A 23,516-nucleotide genomic window follows, 5' to 3' on the forward strand; every position below is an offset into this window, starting at 1 on the left:
CCTAGTTAGTCGTCGACGTCGCGCTTGAAAACCAGCATCAGGGCCCTCATGCCCAGCACGAACCCGCCGAAAAGTAGGGCGAAGCCCAGGACTCCGTACAAGTGAATTTGCCCCGTCACCAGGGGTCCCTCATGGCTGGTGATGAGTATGATGGAGCCCAGCACCGCAGATCCGGCCAAAATGGCGACGATCAGTTGTTGAAACAATCCTGTCAGGTAGCGCCGGTCCGAGGGGTGGGCCAGGACGCGAACGTTCATGTTGAAGCGCCCGTGTTCTAGATCCTCGCTGATTCTGTTCAGGCGTCGGGGGAGACGGTTGAGCAGCGGAAGTAGCTGCATGGCGCGCTGTTCGAACTCGTCCTTGACGCTGCCAAGCTTGAATTTTCCGGACATCAGCCGGGTGCCTTCAGTGCGGGCGGCTGCCACCAGATCCATGGTGGGGTCGATGATTTGCAGGGCACCCTCGACGGCGGCAAGCGCCCGGAAGGCGGCCCCAATCTGGGCGGGGACCGCGAACCTGTAGGCGATGATCAAGGACATCAGGTCGCCGAACATCTTCTGGCTGCCGCCGGAGCCGAAACCCACACGGTAACGGGTGAGTAGCTGCCCCAGTTCCCGCTCCAACGCCCGTTCATCCAGGTCCTCGGGGCGGTCGAGCAGCTCAATTAGCGCGTCGGTGGCGCCCGCACTGTCGTTCTTGTCAATGGAGTAGAGCATCATCCCAAGTGCGGTTTGGGTGGCCGGGTCAAGGCGGCCCACGGCGCCGAAGTCCAGCAGGCCCAGGGTCCCTTCCGGGGTGATGAAGATGTTGCCCGCGTGCAGATCTGCGTGGAATACGCCGTCGGAAATGATCTGCTCAAGGGTGGCGCCGAGCAAGGTTTGCGCCAGGGCGCTACGTTCCTCCCCGGTCATCCCGGCGAGCACGGTGCCGGCAGAGCCGACCGGGCGCCCGGGCAAGGTGTCCATGACCAGCAGCCGTTCGCTGGAGAACTCCGGGTACGCGTGGGGGACCGTAACGGAGTAATTGCCCGACGTAGCAAGGGCATGCTCAATGCTGCGCATGTTTTCCAGCTCGATCCGGTAGTCCAGCTCCTCTTCCAATGACCCGGCAAAGCCCTTCGCCAGGGCGTACACGCCCAGCGACTTGCCCCACGGGGTGGTCTTGTTTAGCCAGCGGGCGAGTCGCAAGATGATGTCCGTGTCCAGGCTGACCTGCTCCAACGCCCCCGGCCGCTGGACCTTGATGACCACCGAGGTCCCGTCCAGCAGGGTCGCCTGGTGCACTTGGGCCACCGAGGCCGCAGCCAGTGGGGTGGGGTTGATGTCGGCAAAAACCTCGGAGACCGGGCGTACAAGGCGTTCCTGGATTGCCGCGGAAATCCGCTCCCACGGCTCCGGGCTTGCTTTGGTTTGCAGGCTCTCCAACTCGCGGATGTAGCTTGGCGGAAGCAGGTCCCGGCGGGTGGAGAGCATCTGGCCCAGCTTCACGAATGTCACCCCGGCCTCGTTGAGCGCATTGCGCAATGCGCGGGCCGTCGTGGCCTCCCGCTCGGTGCTGTCGCCTTGACCAAAGCCGCGCAAACGCGAGCCGAGCCCATGGCGCACGGCGATCGCGACGACGTCGGAATAGCGCCGTCCGCGCCGTCGCCTGGCCTTCCAGCCGGTAAAAAGCGAGCCGAACCGTGGCAGGGTTCCGGTGGGGAACGCCGCCTCTATGAACACTAGGGCACCTACCCCGAGGGCAAAGATCCAGCCGACGGCCAGCACCAGAAACATCACGGCAGCCGCCGGGGCCACGTTCAAGCCGTTGGTGTTCTGGCCCGTCCCGGCGCGGAACAGGTACTGCACCGTCACGCCCATGGTGGCGCTCATGATGAAGCCCACCACGATGGAGCGCGGCCAGCCGATAGGAACCCCCACCACGCGACGGACCACGGTGGCAGCCAGCCATGACTGCAGCAGCAAGAACAATAGGCCCGCTATGCCGATCAGGACGATCACCACAAAGTCCACAATCCTCATTAGCGGCCGTTCCGGACGACGGCGGTGCAGGCTAAGTTCACGGGGACTCCTCAGAGTGGCGGGATGTTGGACTTACTCTATCGGCGGCAGGGGGCAATCGCTGGAAACTGTGGAGTGTTTCCGGGCAACCGTGCGTTCCCGAAGCGCTCCGTCTGGAAACCCGCTACCGCTCCCCGTTAACGCGCCTGTTCTCCGGGGCGCGTTAACGGGGAGCGGTAGCGGGTTCCGCCGTGCAGTTGCCAAAACTCCAACTTGTGACTAGAGTCTCATTTGTCAGGGTAAGAATATGAGACCTCCTGTTGGAGGTCACGTTCTGCCCTTTTTTCATGAACTTTTTCGGGTGATAGGAACAGTATTTCCAGCGGGCACGGTTTCACGAGCGAAAAGGTGACACCGTTGTCAAATATTGTTCTTCGAGGTGTGCACGACGTTGTGGCATACATCGATTCCCGTCCCAAAATTTCCGGCCGGGCAGGCCTCATCTGGTGGCTGGCCCTCGGCGGGCTGTTCCTGGATGCGTTCTCCAACTCGGCACTGGCCGCCGGTCTGGGGCCGATGACCAAGGACCTTCACCTGTCCGCACTCCAGGTGGCCACCCTCACCTCGCTAGCGTCGTGGGTAGCCATTGTCTTCAACCCGATCGGCGGCTGGCTGGCAGATAAGTACGGCCGCATACCCCCGTTGATCATTGCCAAGGTGCTGGCTCTCATTGGTGCCGGGCTGGCAGCTTTTGCCCCCGGCTTTGAAATGGTGCTGCTGGGCCGCTTCTTTGTGGGCGCAGCCTACGGCATCGACTTTGCCATCGCCATGGCCCTGCTGGCCGAATTCACCCCGGCCCGCTTCAAGAGCCGCCTGAACACCTGGCAGGGTGTCTGGTACACGGCCGTCAGCTCCAACTTGATCCTTGCCGTCCTGTTCTACAACATGGGCGTGGGGGCCTCGATCTGGCGTTTCGCCGTTGGCTCCGCCGGTGTGGTGGCCCTGATCCTGTTCATCTTCCAGGTCTCCTACCTGGTGGAAAGCCCCACCTGGGCCGCCCGCAAGGGCCAGCTGGAGCGTGCTGCCATGTACATGACCAAGATCTACAAGGAACCCTTCGTCGCCGCCGATCTAGAGGACCGAACCCCAATCCTGAACCAGGCCACCAAGGGCTTCGCCAACATCGCCCTGATCTTCCGCGGCATCTACCTGCCACGCACCATCCTGGCTGGCACCGTACAGATGGCCCAGTCCATCCAATACTTTGCCGTGGGCTGGTACCTGCCCATCATCAGCTTGACCTTGTTCGGCCAGGACTTTGTAGTCGCCACCCTGGGTGCCCTCGTCTTCAACCTGTTCGGCATTGTGGGCGGTTTCATGTCACCGAAGATCGGCAAGTTCTTTGGCCTGCGCAAGGCATCCGCCCTGGGCTTTGGCGCCGTGTTTGTCATGCTGGTGATCATGGGCTTCTTCTACCAGTCAATGCCAATCTTCCTGGCGTTCCTGGTGCCGTCCCTGTTCATCCTCTTCCATTCCGGTGGTCCGGGCGCCAACGGCAAGAGCCTGTCCACCTTGTCCTTCCGCAGTGAACTTCGCGCCGGCGCCAACGGTGTGATTGGTGCGATCGGCAGCACCGGTGCGGCCCTGGGCTTGCTGGTCTTCCCGATCCTGAAGGAGGATCTGGGACTGGGCCCGACATTCCTGATCCTCTCCGTAGTGCCGTTGATCGCCTGCATCGTGTGCACCGTGATCAAGTGGGACCCCACCAGGACCTCCATCAGCCCCGATGAGGAGACCAACGCACCCGCTTTCAAGTCTGATGTGGCCCGTGACGCCGCGTTAGCCAACTAGGGAGTGTCAGCAATGCGAATTCCGGCAATCTTGACCATTGACGAAGGCACCACCGGCACCCGTGCCGCCTGGATCACGGCCGACGGCGGCGTGCATGGCCTGGAATACCGGCACCTCTCGGTCAGCAGTCCCCGCCCCGGAGTGGTGGAACAGGACGCCAACGAGATCCTGCGCAAAAGCGTTGACGCCGTCAAGGCCGTGGTGGCACAGGCGGTGGCATCCGGCGTCGAGATCAAGGCGCTCGCCATCGCCACGCAAAGGGCGACGGCGGTGCTGTGGGACACTTCCACCGGCGTCGCCCTGGTGCCCGCCATGGTGTGGCAGGACAACCGCTATGCGCAGGAGCTGGCGGATTTGGGGCCGGTGTGGAACGAGCGGTTGCTGGCCTCGGTCGGCCGGCCAGTGGGGGTGCGCTCTCCCTACCTCTGGGCGGCGCACCACCTCCGTGAATCACCGGCAGTTGCGGCGGCCTACCGTGAGGGCAGGCTGGGTTTTGGCACCATAGAAACCTGGCTGCTGTGGAGCCTGAGCGCGGAACGTTCCTATTTTGCGACGTCCTCCAATGCGACGTCGGCGGGGGCCTACAACCTGGCGGCACATGAATATGAGGCCGGTTGGATTGCGGCACTGGGCTGTCCCTTGGATCTGTTGCCTGAACTAAGGCAGGATGCGGACCTGTTGGGCCATACCAACCATGAAATTGTGGGCGTCAGCGTTCCCATCCTGGCCGCCATGGGTGACCAGCACGCCAGCACCGTGGGATTGGGCTGCCTCGACGCGGGTCAGGCCATGTGCGGGCATGGGACCGGCAGCTTTGTGGACATGCTCATAGGCACCACCCCACCACTGAAACCCGGGCTATACGACGGGACCTTGACCATGGCGGGGTGGCGCCGCCACCACGAGACCGTCTACGCGGTGGAAACCTTCACCGCCACCACTGGTTCGGCTCTGGACTGGGTGTGCAACGCCCTGGGCTGGTTTGAATCGGCCAAGAAGATCAGCGAACTGGCCGCCACCGTGCAGGGCTCAAACGGTGTCATGTTCATTCCCACGTTGACTGGCATCCGCACCCCCGTGGTCGAGCCGGAAGCCCGGGCATCCCTGACCGGGCTCTCCATGGCCAATACCCGGGCGGAAGTGGCCTATGCGGTGCTTGAAGGGATCGCACACTCCGTGGCCAGCAGTGTTGAGGCGAACGCCGACGTGGCAGGAATGGCCGTCACCGAAATTATTGTGGGCGGCGGTCTCTCCGGCAGCGACGCACTGATCCAAATGCAGGCTGACCTGACCGGCCTGCCCATGCGGCGACGCCCCGGCACCGAGTTCGCCACCCTGCGTGGTGCCGCCTTCATGGCCGGATCCGACGGGCTCCTCTGGGACTCCCTGCAGGACGCGATTGCCGCGCTGGGCCCTGGCGACACGTTTGAACCACAGATTTCGGCGGCCGAACGGCTGCAGCGGCGCAATATCTGGAAGGCACGCATCGCCAGTGAACTGGCATTGGTGCACCCCGAATAGCCACCGCATTCGCGGCCAGCCGCACAACTTAAGCAAAAAAACTCTCGACAGAGGTATATACACCATGATTTCCCTTCCTTCACGCAAACCAAAAATGGGCCGGGCCAAAATGGTCTCGGACACCCCGCTCGCCCTGGGCCGCGGTGAACAAATTGACCGCCTGGACAACGGGCATTTCGACATCATTGTGGTGGGCGGCGGCGTCACCGGCGCCTACACCGCCATGGACGCGGCCCTTCGCGGCTACAAGGTGGCACTGCTGGAAAAAGACGACTTTGCCTCCGGCACGTCCTCAAAGTCCTCGAAAATGATCCACGGCGGGCTGCGCTACATCGAGCAGGGGAACCTGCCACTGGTACGCCACTCCCTCCTGGAACGCCAGCGGCTGCGCAAGAACGCCCAGCACCTGGTTCAGCGCCTTCCGTTCCTGTTCCCTGTGCTCTCCGACAACGGCGTTTTTGACCGCCGCCTGGCCGCAGGTTTTGAAAGCCTGCTGTGGACCTATGACCTGGCCGGGGGCTGGCGCGAAGGCGTCATCCACCAGAAGCTGACCAAAAACGAGGTGCTGGCACACTGCCCCACGTTCAAGGCGGAGAAGCTTGAAAGCGGCTTCATGTACTACGACGCGCGGGCCGATGACGCGCGCCTAACCCTGGCCCTGGCCCGCACGGCCGCCTTCCACGGCGGCGTAGTCCTCAACGGTGCCAAGGTCACCGATGTCACCCGTGACGGTGGCAAGGTCAGCGGGATCGTGGCCGAAGTGGACGGACAGGAGATCCGTGCCCATGCCGGCGCCGTCGTGGTGGCGACGGGCGTGTGGCTGCGTGACTGGACCGGGGCCGGCAAGGACGTGGACGCGCCCTCCATCCGCCCCGCCAAGGGCGTGCATATTGCCGTCCCGTGGACCAAAATCCGCAACGACTGCACCGTCACCATTCCCGTCCCCGGCCGCAACCGGCGCGCCACCATCACCCGGTGGGGGGACACCTCCTACCTGGGCACCACGGATGAGGACTACAACGGAAACCTTGACGATGTGAACTGCACCCGGGAGGAAATGGATTTCCTGCTCGACGGCGCCCGCACGGCACTGAACATCGACATCGAGCCCGAGGACGTGGTGGGCAGCATCGGCGGCTGCCGCCCACTCGTGGCACCCCCCGGAGGCAAGACCATCGAGGTCAAGCGCAACCACGAGATCCGCACCGACCCCGACGGCCTGGTCACGGTGGTGGGCGGAAAACTGACCACCTCCCGGCACATGGCCGAGCAGACAGTCGACGCCGCGCAAAAGGTGCTGGGCGAAAACCGGCGCTGCCGGACCAAGTCCGCCTACCTGCTCGGCGCCGCCGGCTACGACGCCGAGGCGATTGTGGCCTCCGGCGGGCTGGCATCACATCTAGGGGAGCGCTACGGCACTGAGGCCAGGTTCGTCACGGACATCCTGGCCAGCGACCCCAGTCTCGGCAAGCCAATCGTGGAAGGGCTCCCGTACCTGGAGGCCGAGGTGGTGTACTCCGCACGCCACGAAATGGCTCGCAGCGTCGATGACATCCTCTCGCGCCGCACCCGGTCCCGCATGATGGCCCGCGACGCCTCCGCCGTCGCGGCCGAACGGGTGGGCGAGCTACTGATGAAGGAACTTGACCTGCCCGCACTAGAAGTTGAGGCCCAGGTGGCCTCCTACCGAAACCAAACAGCGCATGAACGCGCCATCCTCATGGGAGAAAAGTAATCATGATCAGCAAAGAAGCAGTTAAGCGCGGCTACAACCGGGGCAACTACACGGTGGGGGCCCCCACCCAGCCGGCCTTCGCACAAAACCTCGGCCCGGTATCCGGGGACCCCGTCTTTGGTGGCACACCGGTTCCCGTTCCCACCGAGGTCCTGACGGAGCTGGCCGCAGTGGCCGATTCAGTGCTAACCGATCCCACCCAGGTGGCCGACGGCACCCGCGACTGGTGGGCCGCCACCATGATCGCCGAGACCAGCGGCCGCCCAGCCGCCCCGGAGTCGGTGATTGTGGCCGTTTCCAGCACGGAGCAGGTGCAGGCCGTCATGCGCATCTCCCACGCCCACAACATCCCCGTCACCGTTTCCGCCGGTCGCTCCAACGTCACCGGCGCAGCGCTGCCCCTAGCCGGCGGGATCGTCCTTGACGTCTGTGGCCTGGACAAGTTCGGCAGCTTCGATGCCGAAAGCCAGATCATCGAAGTTGAAGCGGGCGTGTTCGGGGACATCTTCGAGGAGAAGATCCAGTCCGAGTATGGCATGACCATGGGGCACTGGCCGTCGTCTTACGCCATCAGCACGGTGGGCGGATGGGTGGCCTGCCGGGGCGCCGGCCAGCTGTCCACCCGCTACGGCAAGATCGAGGACATGGTCTTTGGCATGGACGTGGTCCTGGCCAACGGCGATCTGGTGACCCTGGGCAACAGCTCCCGCGCCGCCGTCGGGCCCGACCTCCTGCAACTGTTCATCGGCTCCGAGGGGACCCTGGGCGTGGTGACAACCATCCGGTTCCAACTGCACCGCCTGCCCGACCACGGCCGCGCCATCGCCTACGGATTCGACACCTTCGCGGAGGGCTTGGAGGCCTGCCGGCAGATCATGCAGCAGGGCGGCACACCCGCGGCACTGCGCCTGTACGACAACCTCGAAAGCGGCGTGCAGTTCGCCCTGCCCGAGACCAACGTGCTGCTGGTGGCCGATGAGGGAGCCAAGGAATCAGTGGAGGCGACCCTGGCAATCAGTGAGCGGGTGTGCGCCGAGACCGGCAGAAAGCTCGACGGCGACGCCATCTTTGAGCGCTGGCTGGACACCCGCTACCTCACCGGCAAGAGCGCCGAGGGCTTCAAACGCAGCCCGGGCCTGGTGGCTGACACCTTGGAAATGATTGGCCCGTGGAAGGACCTGGCCTCCATTTACGACGACGTGGTCGCTGCGGTCAACGCCGTACCCGGCACACTGGCGGGCTCGGCACACCAGTCGCACGCCTACGTTGATGGCGCTTGCCTGTACTTCTCCATGCGTGGGGACGTGGACGTTGACCGGAGGGCCCAGTGGTACCGCGCGGCCTGGGATGCGGCGAACGATGTCATCATCAAGCACGGTGCCACGCTCAGCCACCACCACGGTGTGGGACTGTTGCGAGCACCCTACATGGAACGGTCCCTGGGTACCGGATTTGCCGTGCTGCGCAGCATCAAAGCCGCGTTGGACCCCAAAAACCTGCTGAACCCGGGCAAACTGGGGTTGTAACCCCTGGTTGACACCCCTTCACGCACCCCAGAAAGCGAGCGCATAACCCATGGCTGAGATTCCCGAGGAACTGGCGGCAACGTTGGCACGAAACCCGGTGATTGCCGCCGTGTTTGGTGTGGAGAATGTCCCCAGTTTTCTGGCCTCGGAGTGCAGGGTGTGCATTTTGGCCAGCGTGGCACTCCACGAACTCGAAGGGCTCATCACTGTCCTGTCCGGGGCAGGCAAGTTCACATTCGTGAACATTGATGCCTGCTCCGGGCTGGGCCAGGACAGGGGTGCTGTGGAGTACCTGAAAAAGATTGGCGTGCCGGGTGTGGTCAGCACCAAGACGGCGCTTATCCAGCGCGCCAACGCCGTGGGCATGGTGACCATGCACAAGGTTTTCGTCACCGACCGTTCCAACCTGCCCCGCAGCGCACTTGCCGTGGAACAAAGCAAGCCGGCGCTGGTACAAATCATGCCGTGGCCCGTGGTTTCCCACCTGGAGGCGGGCGAAATTCGTGCGCTGTCACCCTACATTGCCGCCGGTTTCATCAAAACCGGAGCGGACGTGGCCGCCGCCCTGCGTGCAGGCGCCACCGGCGTCTCCTCCAGCAGCCCGGAACTGTGGGACATGGCCGGGCGCCAGTAAAACAACGTCACCCCAACCTGAGGATCACAAAGATGTCCACAAACTATTTTCAAGTTATTGCCCACTACATCCCGCAGCCCGATGAAGTGGAAAACGTGCTGGAACTGTTGGGTCAGCTTGCCGCGGCAAGCCGGACCGAGGCGGCCAATATTTCCTACGACTTCTTCCAAGGCGCACAGGACGCGGCACACATCGTGATCCTGGAACGCTACACGGATGCGGCCGGCTTTGCCGCGCACCGGGAGTACCAGCACTTCAAGGAGATCGGCCTGGGCCAGATCATCCCCAAACTGGCCAGCCGCCGCATTGAAAGCTATGAGGGAAGCACCCATGAGTGAGCCGGCGCTGATGACCAGCGCCGTGCTGCGCGTCGCCGGTGCCGGACGGCCCTACGCGCACAGCACGCCGCTGACCCTTGAAAAGGTGCCGGTCCCCAGTCCACGCGCAGGGGAAGTGCTGGTCAAGATCGAACGCGCCAGCCTGTGCCACTCCGACCTTTCCGTCATCAACGGTTCCAGGACCCGCCCCCTGCCCATGGCGTTGGGACATGAGGCAAGCGGAACCGTGGCCGACATCGGACCCGGCGTGGCGGGCGTCAACGTTGGCGACCGCGTGGTGCTGGTGTTTGTCCCCAGCTGCGGCAGCTGCAAAGCCTGCACGAACGGGCGCCCGGCACTGTGCCATCGCGGCGCAGAGTCCAACGGCAGCGGCGACCTACTGCACGGTGAGTCAGTGCTGCGCTCGCAGTCGGGGGAGCGGATCAACCACCACCTGGGCGTCTCCGCATTCTCCGAATATGCCGTGGTGGCCCGCGAATCCGTGGTGGTGATTGACCACGAGGTACCCTTCGACGTTGCCGCGATGTTTGGCTGTGCCGCACTGACCGGCATGGGGGCCGTGATCCACTCCGCGAAGGTGGCCCCAGGCCAGTCGGTGATTGTGTTCGGCATGGGGGCGGTGGGCCTTGCCGCCGTCATGGCAGCCGTCCAGATCCCCGGCGTCACCGTCATTGCCATTGACCCGCTCCCGGAAAAACAGGCCCTGGCCTTGCGCTGTGGCGCCCACTTCGCCGGATCCCCGGCAGAGGCGCCCGGGCTCGTGGCCGCACATGCCGGCGGCGGCGTCGACGTCGCCATCGAGGCCGTGGGCAGTGCCAAGGTCATGGAAGCGTGCCTGGCGCTGCTGGACCGGGGAGGGGCCCTGGTCTCGGTGGGCCTGCCCCACCCCGACGCCATGCTCACCGTGCAGGCGCTCCAATTCGCCGGCACAGGCAAGCGGCTGATCGGCTCCTATATGGGCGACGCCGACCCCGTTCGTGACATCCCCGCCTACATTCAAATGTGGCGCGATGGCAGCTTGCCGATCGAACTGCTGCACACCGACACCAAGCCGCTGACCGAGATTAATGAGAGCCTGGACGCGCTGGCCGACGGGCTTGTGGTCCGCCGGCTTTTCAGCTTCGAATCCTAGACGGCGTTCACTTCCGTTGGGCCGTTGGACGGTTCGATCCTCAGATCGTGGAGGACACCGCCGTCGAGCGTGCGCATGGTGAGGTGCAAGGCTTGGGGCGTGGCGGTTCCCTCGACCCAGGTGGCAGCCTCCTCGGCGTCAGGATCGTCGTCCGGGCCGCCAGCCACGAGCTGGCCGTAGGGGAAATCCGGTGACGGGGGCAGCCACGCCGGCAGGTGGGTGTGTCCGGAAATGACGATCTGGGCGCCCCATTCTGTCAGAGCCTCATGCCAGGCATCGCGGCTCATGCGGCTGAACCAGTCATAGCCGCCAGATGCGTAATCCACCTCTTCCTCCTCGATCCAGCGCAGGGGGATGTGGCAGAACACCACCTTGTAAGGGGCGTCCCGGATCTCCGGGCGGGCAGTCACCTCACGCAGCCAGTGGGCTTGTTCTGCACGGAGCGGCTCAAACGCCACCCGCCCTTCGAAACTTGGATGGCTGTCCGGCTTGTCCTCCCCGGTGTGCAGGACGACGACGGCAACCGGTCCGCAGCGGAACGCGGAAAAGGGGCGTCCCTGCGGCGCGGCAACGTAGTCCTCAAGCTGGAAAGCCCAGGTACCCCGGACGTCGTGATTTCCAACCACAATCGACAACGGGCGTCCGGCACTGACATCCTGGCCGGCCGGGCTGAGGATGGTGGAGACGAACGCGTGCTGATCCTTCCAGTCATTGCACAGGTCCCCGTTCCACACCAACAGGTCCACCTCCGGGGTAGCCGCGTGAAGGGCCCTCACCGTGGAGTTGTTTTGGTGGGTATCGTTCCAGACGGCAAAGTGGGCGGTGTCTGCGGTGGGATCCAGGGTTCGCACGGACTTCCATGGGCTTTCGTGCCGGGTTTCCGGACCCATGACCGCTTCGGTAACAGCCCGCACGCGCCGGGTTTCACCGCCGGCCCAGCCGTCGACCCGGACACGCAATACCTTCTCATCCTGGGGCACCATGCCAAAAGCGTCAGCGCAATACCTGCCCGTGGAGCCATCGGGTGACTCCCATTCGAGCCAGCCGCGGCTGAGCCGGGCCACACCCCAAAGCACCTCAAAACCGTCAACGCGTGGCGCCATGACGACGGGCGGGCTGGTCACTAGGTTCTCTTGCATGCCGTTCCCTTTACTTTCTTCTGAAGTCCTCATTGCCTTGACGGTGCCCGGCGATCAGCCCAGCTCAAGAACAAATCTAAAGCGCAGATCTTCCTCGACCCACATCGTGAAGTTGGTTCCCCACACATTGTTGTGCAGGTTCACATGGAAGCCGTCAGAGGGGTCCGGAATAATGTTTTCGTACCGCAGCAGGGCTGGTGACCCCACCGCCACCAGGGCCGCATCCAGCGGCCGCAGACGAAGACTACGGTTCCCCGAATGGGCTACCTCGGTGACGGCGTGCATGTTCCTGTTGCCGTTGCGGACAACGTCGCGCGGGTCAATGCGCGTTCCGAGTTTCTCAAACGTCCACTCGCCCGGCCCGGTGACCGGGCGGAAGCCCAACCAGCCGGCTTCGGGCAGCCGCGAAGCGTCCTTCTTGCACAATTCAAGACAGATTTCGATCCGGCCGCGAGCTGCGGCAAAGCGGTAACTGAGCCTGATCTCCCTGGGGGCGCCCCACAACTCGCTAGCTTCCGGGGGGAGCACCAAGCGCAGAACGACAACCGGGTCTGCATCGACGTCGAACACTTCCGCCGACACCACTCTCGGGGCGAAGATGGTGGCCGGCTGCGTGGCAGCGATGGATAGTCCCGGCTTGCTCTGGTCGGGGATGGCCCACACGCCGGTTTCCTTGATGTCGCGGCAGTATTCGTTAATCCAGCGGGCCTCGTCACGCTCGTCAAAGGTCTGGTATCGGTAGGCGGCGAGGGTGTTGGACGGCCCGGCCCATTGTGTCCGGTCCCCGTCCAGCAAAGAGATGAGGGCGCCGTCGTCGCCAAATTTCACCACGTAGTCCCCTACAGCAAGCTCATTGGTCGGATCGAATGACCTGCCGGTGGCGTCTGCAGGCTCCGCGGGGGGTGGGGAGCATTCTGCTATTACTGTGAGCGCCTCGGCGGCATGTGCGGGAGAGAGCGCGGCAATGGCGCGGTCCAGATGGGCGCGCTGTTCGGCCCAGGACCGTTCAAAGGCGGCATATCCCAGCCCCTGGGCGGAGGTGTTTTCGGTGTAGGCCCAGGCGAACTCCTCGAAGTCAGCAGGGTTCATGCCGGGATCGATGGCGTCCGCCGCCCGCGCCGCGGTGAAGTCGGCCTTGGTGTAATTGACGTAGTCCGGAAGGTACGTTTTGAGGTCTTCGCCCCAGGTATGTTCGGGGACAAGCAGGAGCCCGTCGCTGAATCGATCACACTCGAGGGTCCCCGGAACCAGTTCTCCTTTCTCGACCCACCGGGTGCGAAGGCGCAGCAGAGCCCGCAACCGTGCTGTCTGGAGCGGGTCGCTGGCTACCCCGTGGATCCAGGAATCACCAATCTCCGACTCGAGTACCGGAAGTTCGCCGCGATTCTCAAGGACAGCTTGGGCAAAGGCGTCCAGGGTTGAGGCGACAATGCGAGCTTGTGGGTACTTGGCTTGGAGGGCGAGGAAAAGTTCCTCGATCTCCTCGATGGGTGGTGGGCCGAGGTTGTCGCCGGTGTGCGCCAGGTGCAGTGCATGCGTACCGCCAGGCGCCACGGCAACACCCAATTCGGTGGCGCCATAGCTCCGGGCATAATTGACCACCACCTCGCTGCCGTCGGGGGCTCGCCAGATGAAGAACTCGGGGACATCGGGAACCGCCGATGCCCCGTTGACGCCCAGGTGCAAAAACTCCAGTCCGGCCTCCGCCAGGAACGGCACCAACCCGATGGTGTGACCGGGCACGTCGGTCATCTTCGCGGCGATGGTGTGCCTGCCAAAGCGCGCGTCCAGAGCCCTGCCAATGGAGATGCCGTGGCGAACCAGGCCCGGATCCATGAGCTCGGTGTGGGTAGTCAGTGGCAGTCCATGCCAGCTGACATGGCCGGCGCGGATCGCTGTCTCCAAGGCGGCATGCTCCGATGCGGTACCCAGCCTCAGGGCCTCATGGATGAGCCAAGAGCCCGTGGTCCAAACAAATCCAGCATTGCCACCGCGGCGCTCGAGCTCTGCGGCCAGGGCGATGGCGCCAGGCAGATACTCCCGAACGTACCGGTCGGTAACATTGTTGGCGTAGTCGGTGAAACCCAGGTCAAGGTGGGTCTTGAAGACGACGTGAACTGTGCTGATCATCCGTAACTCTTTCGTTATAAAAGTTTCCAAAGAATGCTGTTTACGCAAACATTATCTTGTCGTATAGTCGGTGGTAACGCAAACATTTTCCTACAGAAGAGACGCTCATGACGAAGAAGTCATCAGAAATTTACCTGGTGAAGGCTGCAAATGACTGACGCGACCATTCAGTCCAGCCGGCGGGCAGCAGGTCTGCCGGCCGCGGTTCCCACCACGGCCGCCGGTGAGCCCAAGCTGCGCAAGAACAAGCGCAAATGGGGTGGCTGGTGGTTTGTTGGCCCATTCATGATCGTGTTCACGCTGGTATTTGTGGCCCCCCTTGCCTACGCCATCTACCTCAGCCTCTTCCGCGAAACACTCATTGGTGGCAACGCCTTTGTGGGCTTCGAAAATTATCTGACGGCGCTGAGCGACCCCAAGTTCTGGGAGGCAACGCTTCGGGTTAGCCTCTTCCTGGTCATCCAGGTTCCCATCATGCTTTTTCTGGCCATGTTCGCGGCCCTGGCCCTGGACAGCGCCCGGCTGCGGTGGGTGCCGTTTTACCGGCTCTCGATCTTCTTGCCCTACGCGGTGCCGGGCGTTGTGGCCGTCATGATCTGGGCCTATATGTACGGCTCCCAATTCGGGCTGGTGGCGGACTTGAATCACTTCCTGGGCATCACGCTTCCGTCGCCGTTGGCGGAAAACCTGATCATGATCTCCATCGGCAACATCGTTACCTGGGAGTTCGTGGGCTACAACATGCTGATCTTCTTCTCGGCGCTGAAGGCGGTTCCGCAGGAGCTTTACGAGGCGGCCGAAATTGACGGGGCCGGCACCTTCCGCACGATCTGGAGCATCAAGCTTCCCCAGATTCGCGGGGCAATTCTGATCGCCACACTGTTCTCCATCATTGGCAGTTTCCAGTTGTTCAATGAGCCCTCCATCATGCAGGCCCTTGCGCCCAACGCCATCTCCAGCTACTTCACCCCCAACATGTACGCCTTCAACCTGTCCTTCGCCGGCTCACAGTTCAACTACGCCGCAGCGATCGCCATTGTCTCGGGGCTGATCACCATGGTGGTTGCCTACGCGGCCCAGATTGCGGGGAACAAAAAGTGAGTGACACAATGACAGCCCAACAGTCGGCAGACACACCACGCCGCCCAGCCAGCCGCCTTGCCAGCGGAAGAATCGCCCACGGCGGCAAGCCCCGCCGTCGGACGTCCAAGACGGTGAGCCCACGGCACAAGCGGGCCTCCATTACCTTGACCCTGTTGATGACAGCCATGCTGCTGTACTGCCTGGTCCCACTGTTCTGGCTGGTGGTCAATGCCAGCAAGACCCAAGACAACCTGTACAACTCGTTCGCGTTCTGGTTCAGCGGCCCGTTCGCACTGTTCGACAACATTGGCCAGGTTTTGGTCCACGACGACGGGATCTTCGTCCGCTGGTTGCTGAACACGCTGATGTATGTGGTGGTGGGAGCCGGCGGGGCAACCATTCTGGCAGCCCTGGCAGGCTACGGCTTGGCAAAGTACAAGTTCCCGGGCCGGCGGGCGGTGTTCGCCATCATCTTAGGCGCCCTGGCCATCCCCGGCTCGGTGCTGGCCGTGCCGCAGTTCCTGCTCTTCAGCGGAATCGGCATCACGAACACGCCGTGGTCCGTCATCATCCCCTCCATGGTCAGCGCCTTCGGCCTGTACCTGGTGTGGGCTTACGCGGCCCAGTCCATCCCGGATGAATTGATGGAGGCGGCACGGATTGACGGCGCCGGCGAGATCCGCATCTTCTTCTCCATTTCACTGCGTCAACTCGCACCGGCACTGATCACCGTGCTGATGTTCGCCGTCGTGGCGACCTGGAACAACTACTTCCTCCCGCTGATCATGCTCAGTGACCCGAAATGGTACCCACTCACCCTGGGCCTGAATCAGTGGGCGGCACAAGCCAGTTCAATCGGCGGTCAGGCAATCCCGAACCTGGTCATCACCGGGTCCCTGCTGACCGTCATCCCGATCTCCGCAGCCTTCCTGTACTTGCAGCGTTACTGGCAATCAGGGCTGAGCGCCGGAAGCGTGAAATGAGCCGAAACCTTCGGCCCATGGAACAAGTTATCCCAAACGAAAGGAACCACCATGAAAATTGCAAAAAATAACCGATGGCTTCGATTTGGTGCCGCAGCAACTGCGTCAGTTGTGCTGGCAGGAACGCTGTTCGGTTGCGGCACCGGCAACGACGCCGGAGCAGGGGCTGGCGGAACCAGCCAGGCGGATATTGACGCGGCAGTGCAGAAGGAAACCACGTTGACGTGGTGGACCTGGAGCGACGGTAATCAGCCCATCGCCGACGCGTTCATGAAGAAATACCCCAAGATCAAGATCGACATGGTCAAGCTGGAAAACCCCGACGCCGTGGTCACCAAGTTGCAAAACGCTGTCAAGGCGGGCAAGGGTGCCCCCGACATTGTCCCCGTTGAATACCAGACACTGCCACAGCTCACCATGGGCAAGGCACTGGCCGACATGACCCCGTATGGCATCGACAAGTACAAGGACAATTTCACCGCATCCACCTGGAACGCGGTCAACGTGGGCGGCAAGCTGGTGGGCCTGCCCCTGGACTCCGGCCCCATGGTCATGATCTACAACAAGGACCTGTTCGCCAAGTCAGGCGTCACCGAGGCACCCAAAACCTGGGATGATTTTGCCGCAGCCTCCAAGAAGATCCACGCTGCCGATCCTGAGGCATACATTGCCAACAGCGGCGATGCCGGATTCTTCACCAGCATGATGTGGGCCTCGGGCGGCCAGCCGTTCAAGTCCGACGGCGAAAAGATCACCATCAACGTCCAGGATGCCGGCTCCAAGAAGTTTGCCAGCTACTGGAATACGCTGCTCAACGCCAGCGAACTTTCCCCCGTCCCGACCTGGTCCGATGAGTGGACCAAGGCCCTGACCCAGGACAAGCTCGGCTCGCTGCTCATCGGTTCCTGGATGATCTCCGGCATGAAGGACTACGGACTGGGCAAGTGGCAGGTTGCCCCCATGCCCTCCTGGGATGGCAAGGGTGCAACGGCCGAAAATGGCGGCAGCTCGCTGGCCGTAACCGAACAAAGCACCAACAAGGCAGTCGGTGCGGCCCTGCTCCAGTTCGCCGCAGAAGGCGAAGGTCGCGACGTTATTAACGCCAACGGATTCCCTTCCAACACGGCCGCCATGGATGACCCCACCTGGCTGAACATGACCTTCCCGGCCTACGCCGGCGACCAGAAGGCCAACCAGGTAGGCGCAGCCGCGGCTAAGGCCGTTGTTCCGGGCTGGCAGTACCTGCCGTACCAGGGCTACGCGAACAATGTTTTCGCTGACTCCGTGGGCAAGGCGCTGGGCAACAAGGGCGACCTCAACGCAGCCCTGATCGACTGGCAGAAGACGCTGGTGGACTACGGGAACACCCAGGGCTTCACCGTCAACAAGTAGCACACCTTTTCAAGAGCACGCGGGGCGCCTGCCAGCATGGTGGGCGCCCCGCGCGCACTGACATACCAGGAGAGTACATGCCTTCCTTTGCCATCGGCGAGACCGACTTCCTCATGGACAACCAACCGTTCCGTGTGTTGTCGGGCGCATTGCACTACTTTCGGGTCCATCCCGAACTATGGGCCGACCGCATCCGCAAGGCCCGCTTGATGGGGCTGAACACCATAGAAACCTACGTCCCGTGGAACGCGCACGCACCCCACCGGGGCGAGTTTGACGCCGTCGGGCAGCTGGATTTGGCTCGTTTCCTGGACCTGATCCAGGCCGAAGGCATGCACGCGATTGTGCGACCCGGCCCCTACATTTGCGGAGAATGGCACGACGGCGGGCTGCCGGGCTGGTTGCTCAGGGACTCCTCGGTGAAGCTGCGCAGCAGCGACCCCGGCTATCTTGCGGCGATCGCCGACTACTTTGACGCCGTCTACCAGATCCTGGCGCCACGCCAGATCCAGCACGGCGGGCCGGTGATTCTGGTACAGATTGAAAACGAGTACGGAGCCTACGGTGATGACAAGGACTATCTGCGTGCCCTCACCACCATGACCCGGTCCCGGGGAATCAGCGTCCCGCTGACCACGGTGGACCAGCCAACGCCGGCCATGCTGGCCGACGGCAGCCTTGCCGAACTTCACCGCACGGGGTCGTTCGGCTCACGTGCCCTCCAGCGTCTTGCCGTGCTGCGCGAACACCAACCCACCGGGCCGCTGATGTGCTCGGAATTCTGGTGCGGCTGGTTCGATAGCTGGGGGGAGGCCCATCACACCACCGACGCCGAGGAATCCGCCCGCGAACTTGACGAGCTGCTGGCTCAGGGGGCCTCCGTGAACATCTATATGTTTCATGGCGGCACCAACTTCGGGTTCACCTCCGGTGCCAACGACAAGGGCACCTATCGCCCCATCGCCACCTCCTATGACTATGATGCGCCCCTGGCCGAGGATGGCACCCCCACCGAAAAATTTTGGCGCTTCCGTGAGGTCATCGCCAAGTACGCGCCCGTGCCGGCGGACGTTCCGGCACGCCGCCAAGACGCGCCGACTCTTCAGGTGCCACTGCTGCGCAGCATCCCCCTCTGGCAGGTGCCGCTCGTGGAAGCCGAACAGTTTGGGCCCCTGCCCGCTGCGGGCGACTTCGGTGCGGACGGTGGATACAGCTGCTATTCGACCACGATTGACCATGGCGGCCTGCTGGCCTTCGGGGAAGTGCGGGACAGGGCCCAGGTGTTCCTTAACGGCGTACCCGTAGGCACACTCAGCCGTGACCACCACGAGCGGATGCTTCCGTTGCCCGTTGAAGCGGAGGGTGAGTTGACCGTGCTCGTGGAGGATCAGGGTGGGGTGAACTATGGGCAGCGTCTGGGGGAGGCTAAGGGCCTGTTGAGGCCGGCCACCTTGGGCGGGGTGCCCCTGGACCAGTGGTCCGCCGGTGCCCTGAACCTCCACGACGTTGGGGTCATCCGTGCTGCCCTCGACGCCGCCCCCTCAGCAGCCACCGCCTCAGGGCTGTGTGGGCCGGTGTTCATTGCCGGGAGCTTCGAGCTCGCGGAAGCTGCTGACCTTTTCCTGGACACCAGCAGGTGGAGCAAGGGCGTGGTCTGGGTGAACGGCTTCAACCTGGGCAGGTACTGGAACCGGGGACCTCAAACCACCCTCTATGTCCCCGCTCCGCTGCTAAATGCAGGGCACAACGACATCATTGTGCTGGAAACGGTGGCGGCCGAATCGGCCGTGGCGCGGTTCGTTGCCAGGCCCGACCTTGGCCCCACGGAAGAGTGAGCGGCGCCGGCCGGCCCGGCCAGGCATCAGCTGGTGCGGGCCGGGGCCGTGCTGTCTCTAACCACCAAGTTGGTGGGGATGAGTTCGTTCGGAGGAGCATCCTGGCCGTCGATCATGGACAACAACAGGGCCGTGGCCCGTTTGCCCACTTCGCCAAAATTCTGGTGAACACTGGTCAGGGCCGGCCAATACGCGGCGGCGTCCTCGGCGTCGTCGAACCCCACCACGCTGACGTAGCCGGGTATCTGCCAACCCTTTTCATGGAAAGCGTGCATAACGCCCAAGGCCATTTGGTCGTTGGCGGCAAAGACGGCGGTGGGCGGCTGCGACGAGGCCGCAATTTGCCGGCCCAACACTATGCCCGAAGCCGCCGTCCAGTCTCCGAGCAGGACCGGTGGCGCCTGAAGGTTGGCGGCCTTCATGGTGTGCAAGAACGCTTCCCGGCGACGCTTGGCAGAAAAGGACGACTCGGGCCCGGAAACGTGAACAATCTTCTGGTGACCCAGATCGATCAGGTGCTGGGTGGCCAACCGGGCGCCCTGTTCCTGGTTGGTGTCAACAATGTTGTAGGGCTGCGATCCGTCGGAGTCCACGATGACCAGGGGCAGCCCGGCCGTGAGCTGCAACTTTTCCGGTGCCTCCACCTGGGCCGACATGATCAAAATGATGCCGTCAACAGCCTGTTCCTCCAGGCGGCCAAAGGCACCGGCAACGTCAAGCTGGGTGGGGTCCAGAACCGGCAGCAGCGTGGTGGTGTACCCGGCTTCTGCCGCCGACTCGGCCACAGCGTCCAGGGTCCGCTCATTGCCAAGGGTGGTGAGGTTAAAGGTGACCACGCCGATGCTGCGGAATCGTCCGGATTTCAGGTTTCGGGCGGCACTGTTAGGGCGGTAGCCCAGTACCTTCATCGATGCCATGACCCGATCGCGGGTGTCTGGGCGCACGTTGCTCTGACTGTTGGCGACCCGGGACACTGTCTGGGCCGACACGCCTGCATGTGCCGCCACGTCCTTGATCGAGGCGCGGGACCGAGGTGGAGTGCTCAAATCATTCGTCATGGTGACGTAAACACTATCTGAATACCGCTATGAAAGGAACTTCCATCGTGACTGAATTAACTGATATGGCCGTGGTGATGCGTGCCGGGGGCGTCGCCCTGATTGTGGACCTTAGCGACGGGGATCTGCCGCAGGTGCTGCATTGGGGTGCAGACCCCGGCCTCCTGAGTGAGGACGCCCTTGTTGCCTTGCGGACCTCCGGGATTTTGCCCTTGGGCGCCAGTGAGGTTGATGAGCCGGTGCGGGTCTCCATACTGCCCGAGCACACCCGGGGATGGTTGGGACGGCCAGGAGTGAGTGGTTCACGGGGCGGGCTCGGCTGGTCCCCACGCTGGCGCACCAGCAAGCTCACCCTCAATGGCGCAGATCTTGGCGCCCCCACGGCCGGGAGTCACGGAGGTATTTCGCTGATGAACTGCGGTGCCGGCACTCTAGAGGTAGAGGCCAGTGATCCCGCGGCGGAACTGGGGCTGGTGCTCACTGTCGAGTTTTCGGCCGAGGGCATTCTTCGAACGCGGGCCGTGATCCAAAATCAGGCCGCGCAGCCGTATCAGCTGGACGAACTTGTGCTGTGTCTGCCCACGCCGGCCATTGCCAGCGAAATATTGGACTTTGCCGGGCGTTGGGGAGGGGAGCGGGCGCCGCAGCGCCGTCCCGTGACCATTGGGGCTCACCGCCGGGAGGGGCGCCACGGCCGCACCGGGCTGGATTCAGCCATGATCTTGACAGTCGGCACCCCCGGATTTGGCTTCGCCAGTGGCGAGCTGTGGGGCATCCATACGGCCTGGTCCGGCAATCATTTGCACCAGGTGGAGCGTGGACTCAGCGGCGTGCAGCTACTCGGCGGTGGCGAACTGCTGCTGCCCGGGGAAGTGCGGCTGGAGCAGGGGGAGCGCTACGAAAGTCCGTGGGTGTACGGCATCTACGGCAACGGCCTAGACGACGCCGCCCGCCGTATGCACCGGCACCTGCGGGCGCGTGTCAATCACCCGAACACGCCACGCCCCGTTACCTTGAACGTGTGGGAAGCTGTGTATTTTGCCCATGATCTGCAGACGCTGGTGGATCTCGCTGACAAGGCCGCCGGGGTCGGTGTGGAACGGTTCGTGCTAGACGACGGCTGGTTTGGTGGGCGGCGCAACGACCAAGCCGGATTGGGAGACTGGGTGGTGTCACAGGACGTCTGGCCCCATGGCATGCACCAGCTAGTTGACCATGTGAACTCCCTTGGAATGCAATTTGGTCTGTGGTTTGAACCCGAAATGGTGAACATGGACTCCGAGCTTGCCCGGGCACATCCGGAATGGATCATGGCCACCGGTGGCAGGCTCCCGGTTGAATCACGCCACCAGCAGGTTCTCAACCTGGGCATCCCCGAATGCTACGAACACATCCGGGATGCCATGTGCGCCATTCTGGATGACTACCAGATCGCCTACATCAAGTGGGATCACAACAGGGACTTAGTCGACGCCGGAACCCAGCCCTCCGGCCAGCCGGGCGTGCACACCCAAACACTCGCTTTCTACCGGCTCGTGGATGAATTGAAGCAACGCTACCCGGGGCTTGAAATTGAATCGTGTTCCTCCGGTGGTGGCCGGGTGGACCTGGGTGCGCTGGCACGTACCGACCGGATTTGGGTCTCCGACAACAACGACCCCCTTGACCGGCAGCTGATCAACCGGTGGACCACCCAGCTGGTACCCCCGGAACTCATGGGCACCCACATCGCCTCGCGCACCTCCCACACCACGGGGCGCACTCACTCCCTCTCCTTCCGGGCGCAGACCGCACTCTTCGGGCACCTGGGGGTGGAGCTAGACCTGCGCAAGTCGGAAGACGCTGAACTCGCCCAAATCGGAGCCTGGATCGGCCTGCACAAGCAGCTCCGGGACGTCCTGCACCATGGTGACCTTGTTCGCCTAGATCACCCGGACGAATCCCTGGCCGTCCACGGAGTCATCGCCGCAGACGGTTCACGGGCGGTCTTCTCCTACGTCTCGCTGGCCCGTGGCGTGGTCTCAAGTCCTGGCCGAATCAGGTTTCCAGGGCTCGATCCCGAGGGGACTTACCGGGTAGAGCCGCTGCTGGTGGACGGATTCGTTGACCACATACAAGGCGCGCCGCCATGGTGGGAGACCCCCCTTGCGCAGGATGCGACCCCGGCAGACGACTCCGCGGGGGCGTGCTCCGCTGCGGAAACGGCGCCGTCGTTTGGCAGCCTCGAGCTCAGCGGGGCCCTGCTGGGGTCAGTGGGAATCGTCATGCCGGTGATTCATCCGGAACAGGGAGTGCTGTTTCTGGCCACCCGGATTTAAGCCCGGACTTCCCGGAGCGCTCGGGTCAGGACCATCGCTACCGTTCCCCACTTTCGCGCCTCGGATACCGGGCGCGAAAGTGGGCAGCGGTAGCGCTTTTGCGGATCCGACGTCGTTCCCGGTCCGCCACTGTCGGCGTCGGGCACTATGTGCGAGACTTGACCCCACGCTCTGGACAAATTTATTTGTCGGTGGGAGACTGGTGTCATGTTCGATGTTGCAGTGATAGAGGATGCGGCCGCAGCCGAGGCGTCGCTGGATCCCATGCGGGCCAGGCTGCTGGCTGAACTTCGCCAGCCGGCCTCGGCGGCCACCGTGGCTGCCCGCATCGGACTGCCACGCCAAAAAGTGAACTACCACCTGAAAATGCTCGAAAAGTATGGGCTGGTGACACTGGTTCAGGAGCACCGCCGCGGCAATGTGACCGAAAGAGTCATGGGCGCCACGGCGCGTTCCTACGTGATTTCACCGGCTGCCCTGCCCGGCGTGGCCCCCGATCCCGGACTTGCCCCCAACCGGCTCTCGGCCCGCTGGATGCTGGCAGTGGCCGCCCGCCTGGTCAACGACGTCGGCGCTCTCATCACCGGGGCGGATGCCGCCAACAAACGGTTGGCAACCTTTGCCCTGGACGGTGAACTGACCTTCGCGACGGCGGCGGACCGGGCCGCGTTCGTCGCGGAACTGTCGGCCTGCACCGCGCAGCTGGTGGAAAAGTACCACAGCGCAGAGGCGGATTCGGGGCGCCAACATAGGCTCGTCGTCGCCCTTCACCCCAGTGTCAAAAAGCATGCAATAGATCTACACAACCCCGCCGGGACCGCCGGCCGCATTGAGGAGTAAG

At 63.4% G+C, this 23,516-nt stretch carries 17 protein-coding genes; 13 read left to right on the forward strand and 4 right to left on the reverse strand.

What is annotated here, in order from left to right; genetic code table 11:
- Positions 1-5: 5 nt before the first annotated feature.
- Entirely contained in the window at positions 6-2,021 is a 2,016-nt protein-coding gene (locus tag CXQ94_RS09020; RefSeq protein WP_104088811.1) for an AarF/ABC1/UbiB kinase family protein, read from the reverse strand.
- A 396-nt stretch (positions 2,022-2,417) separates the two neighbouring features.
- Between CXQ94_RS09020 and CXQ94_RS09025 the strand changes: the two genes are divergently transcribed.
- The 7 genes from CXQ94_RS09025 (at position 2,418) to CXQ94_RS09055 (ending at position 10,737) form a co-directional block, all read left to right on the forward strand.
- The gene (locus CXQ94_RS09025) at positions 2,418-3,851 is read left to right on the forward strand and encodes a nitrate/nitrite transporter (RefSeq protein ID WP_104088814.1); all 1,434 of its coding nucleotides are present in this window, start codon (positions 2,418-2,420) and stop codon (positions 3,849-3,851) included.
- Positions 3,852-3,863: 12 nt separating this feature from the next.
- Positions 3,864-5,372, forward strand: a complete 1,509-nt coding sequence (locus CXQ94_RS09030) for an FGGY family carbohydrate kinase (protein WP_104088817.1) — start codon at positions 3,864-3,866, stop codon at positions 5,370-5,372.
- Positions 5,373-5,436: 64 nt separating this feature from the next.
- The gene (locus CXQ94_RS09035; RefSeq protein ID WP_104088820.1) at positions 5,437-7,107 is read left to right on the forward strand and encodes a glycerol-3-phosphate dehydrogenase/oxidase; all 1,671 of its coding nucleotides are present in this window, start codon (positions 5,437-5,439) and stop codon (positions 7,105-7,107) included.
- Positions 7,108-7,109: 2 nt separating this feature from the next.
- Positions 7,110-8,633 (forward strand): FAD-binding oxidoreductase, encoded by a 1,524-nt coding sequence (locus tag CXQ94_RS09040; protein ID WP_104088823.1) that lies wholly within the window; start codon positions 7,110-7,112, stop codon positions 8,631-8,633.
- Between the two features lie 49 nt (positions 8,634-8,682).
- A complete protein-coding gene (locus CXQ94_RS09045; protein WP_219817015.1) occupies positions 8,683-9,267 on the forward strand; it encodes a glycerol-3-phosphate responsive antiterminator in 585 nt (194 codons plus the stop codon).
- Between the two features lie 32 nt (positions 9,268-9,299).
- A complete protein-coding gene (locus tag CXQ94_RS09050; RefSeq protein WP_104088826.1) occupies positions 9,300-9,605 on the forward strand; it encodes a putative quinol monooxygenase in 306 nt (101 codons plus the stop codon).
- A 10-nt stretch (positions 9,606-9,615) separates the two neighbouring features.
- On the forward strand, positions 9,616-10,737 hold the full coding sequence (locus CXQ94_RS09055) for an alcohol dehydrogenase catalytic domain-containing protein (RefSeq protein WP_104089288.1): 1,122 nt from the start codon (positions 9,616-9,618) through the stop codon (positions 10,735-10,737).
- Here the strand turns inward: CXQ94_RS09055 and CXQ94_RS09060 are convergent.
- Entirely contained in the window at positions 10,734-11,876 is a 1,143-nt protein-coding gene (locus CXQ94_RS09060) for a metallophosphoesterase (protein WP_181034145.1), read from the reverse strand. The genes CXQ94_RS09055 and CXQ94_RS09060 overlap by 4 nt on opposite strands.
- Before the next feature lie 54 nt (positions 11,877-11,930).
- Entirely contained in the window at positions 11,931-14,006 is a 2,076-nt protein-coding gene (locus tag CXQ94_RS09065; RefSeq protein ID WP_104088832.1) for a DUF5054 domain-containing protein, read from the reverse strand.
- A gap of 150 nt (positions 14,007-14,156) precedes the next feature.
- Here CXQ94_RS09065 and CXQ94_RS09070 point away from each other — a divergent pair, with 150 nt between their 5' ends.
- From CXQ94_RS09070 to CXQ94_RS09085, 4 genes are all read left to right on the forward strand, one after another.
- Entirely contained in the window at positions 14,157-15,107 is a 951-nt protein-coding gene (locus CXQ94_RS09070; RefSeq protein WP_104088834.1) for a carbohydrate ABC transporter permease, read from the forward strand.
- Between the two features lie 158 nt (positions 15,108-15,265).
- On the forward strand, positions 15,266-16,072 hold the full coding sequence (locus CXQ94_RS09075; RefSeq protein WP_258066942.1) for a carbohydrate ABC transporter permease: 807 nt from the start codon (positions 15,266-15,268) through the stop codon (positions 16,070-16,072).
- A gap of 51 nt (positions 16,073-16,123) precedes the next feature.
- Positions 16,124-17,464 carry a sugar ABC transporter substrate-binding protein gene (locus CXQ94_RS09080; RefSeq protein ID WP_104088840.1) on the forward strand — a complete coding sequence of 447 codons (1,341 nt, stop codon included), beginning with the start codon at positions 16,124-16,126 and terminating at the stop codon, positions 17,462-17,464.
- A gap of 77 nt (positions 17,465-17,541) precedes the next feature.
- Positions 17,542-19,299: a beta-galactosidase gene (locus CXQ94_RS09085; protein WP_104088842.1), complete on the forward strand. Its 1,758-nt coding sequence runs from the start codon at positions 17,542-17,544 to the stop codon at positions 19,297-19,299.
- A gap of 26 nt (positions 19,300-19,325) precedes the next feature.
- Here CXQ94_RS09085 and CXQ94_RS09090 read toward each other — a convergent pair whose 3' ends face one another.
- Positions 19,326-20,357, reverse strand: coding sequence for a LacI family DNA-binding transcriptional regulator (locus tag CXQ94_RS09090; protein WP_104088845.1), 1,032 nt, complete (start codon positions 20,355-20,357; stop codon positions 19,326-19,328).
- Between the two features lie 47 nt (positions 20,358-20,404).
- Between CXQ94_RS09090 and CXQ94_RS09095 the strand changes: the two genes are divergently transcribed.
- On the forward strand, positions 20,405-22,675 hold the full coding sequence (locus CXQ94_RS09095) for an alpha-galactosidase (protein WP_258066909.1): 2,271 nt from the start codon (positions 20,405-20,407) through the stop codon (positions 22,673-22,675).
- 207 nt (positions 22,676-22,882) lie between these two features.
- Positions 22,883-23,515 (forward strand): helix-turn-helix domain-containing protein, encoded by a 633-nt coding sequence (locus CXQ94_RS09100; RefSeq protein WP_104088851.1) that lies wholly within the window; start codon positions 22,883-22,885, stop codon positions 23,513-23,515.
- Position 23,516: the final 1 nt, after the last annotated feature.

This window comes from Arthrobacter sp. GMC3 (assembly GCF_002929305.1).
Taxonomy (GTDB): Bacteria; Actinomycetota; Actinomycetes; order Actinomycetales; family Micrococcaceae; genus Specibacter.

What these genes read in the sequence shown, in the direction of transcription:
- CXQ94_RS09020 (WP_104088811.1), bottom strand. Translation starts at nt 2,021, where the DNA reads ATGAGGATTGTGGACTTTGTGGTGATCGTCCTGATCGGCATAGCGGGC.
- CXQ94_RS09030 (WP_104088817.1), top strand. Translation starts at nt 3,864, where the DNA reads ATGCGAATTCCGGCAATCTTGACCATTGACGAAGGCACCACCGGCACC.
- CXQ94_RS09035 (WP_104088820.1), top strand. Translation starts at nt 5,437, where the DNA reads ATGATTTCCCTTCCTTCACGCAAACCAAAAATGGGCCGGGCCAAAATG.
- CXQ94_RS09040 (WP_104088823.1), top strand. Translation starts at nt 7,110, where the DNA reads ATGATCAGCAAAGAAGCAGTTAAGCGCGGCTACAACCGGGGCAACTAC.
- CXQ94_RS09045 (WP_219817015.1), top strand. Translation starts at nt 8,683, where the DNA reads ATGGCTGAGATTCCCGAGGAACTGGCGGCAACGTTGGCACGAAACCCG.
- CXQ94_RS09050 (WP_104088826.1), top strand. Translation starts at nt 9,300, where the DNA reads ATGTCCACAAACTATTTTCAAGTTATTGCCCACTACATCCCGCAGCCC.
- CXQ94_RS09055 (WP_104089288.1), top strand. Translation starts at nt 9,616, where the DNA reads ATGACCAGCGCCGTGCTGCGCGTCGCCGGTGCCGGACGGCCCTACGCG.
- CXQ94_RS09060 (WP_181034145.1), bottom strand. Translation starts at nt 11,876, where the DNA reads ATGCAAGAGAACCTAGTGACCAGCCCGCCCGTCGTCATGGCGCCACGC.
- CXQ94_RS09065 (WP_104088832.1), bottom strand. Translation starts at nt 14,006, where the DNA reads ATGATCAGCACAGTTCACGTCGTCTTCAAGACCCACCTTGACCTGGGT.
- CXQ94_RS09070 (WP_104088834.1), top strand. Translation starts at nt 14,157, where the DNA reads ATGACTGACGCGACCATTCAGTCCAGCCGGCGGGCAGCAGGTCTGCCG.
- CXQ94_RS09075 (WP_258066942.1), top strand. Translation starts at nt 15,266, where the DNA reads ATGACAGCCATGCTGCTGTACTGCCTGGTCCCACTGTTCTGGCTGGTG.
- CXQ94_RS09080 (WP_104088840.1), top strand. Translation starts at nt 16,124, where the DNA reads ATGAAAATTGCAAAAAATAACCGATGGCTTCGATTTGGTGCCGCAGCA.
- CXQ94_RS09085 (WP_104088842.1), top strand. Translation starts at nt 17,542, where the DNA reads ATGCCTTCCTTTGCCATCGGCGAGACCGACTTCCTCATGGACAACCAA.
- CXQ94_RS09090 (WP_104088845.1), bottom strand. Translation starts at nt 20,357, where the DNA reads ATGACGAATGATTTGAGCACTCCACCTCGGTCCCGCGCCTCGATCAAG.
- CXQ94_RS09100 (WP_104088851.1), top strand. Translation starts at nt 22,883, where the DNA reads ATGTTCGATGTTGCAGTGATAGAGGATGCGGCCGCAGCCGAGGCGTCG.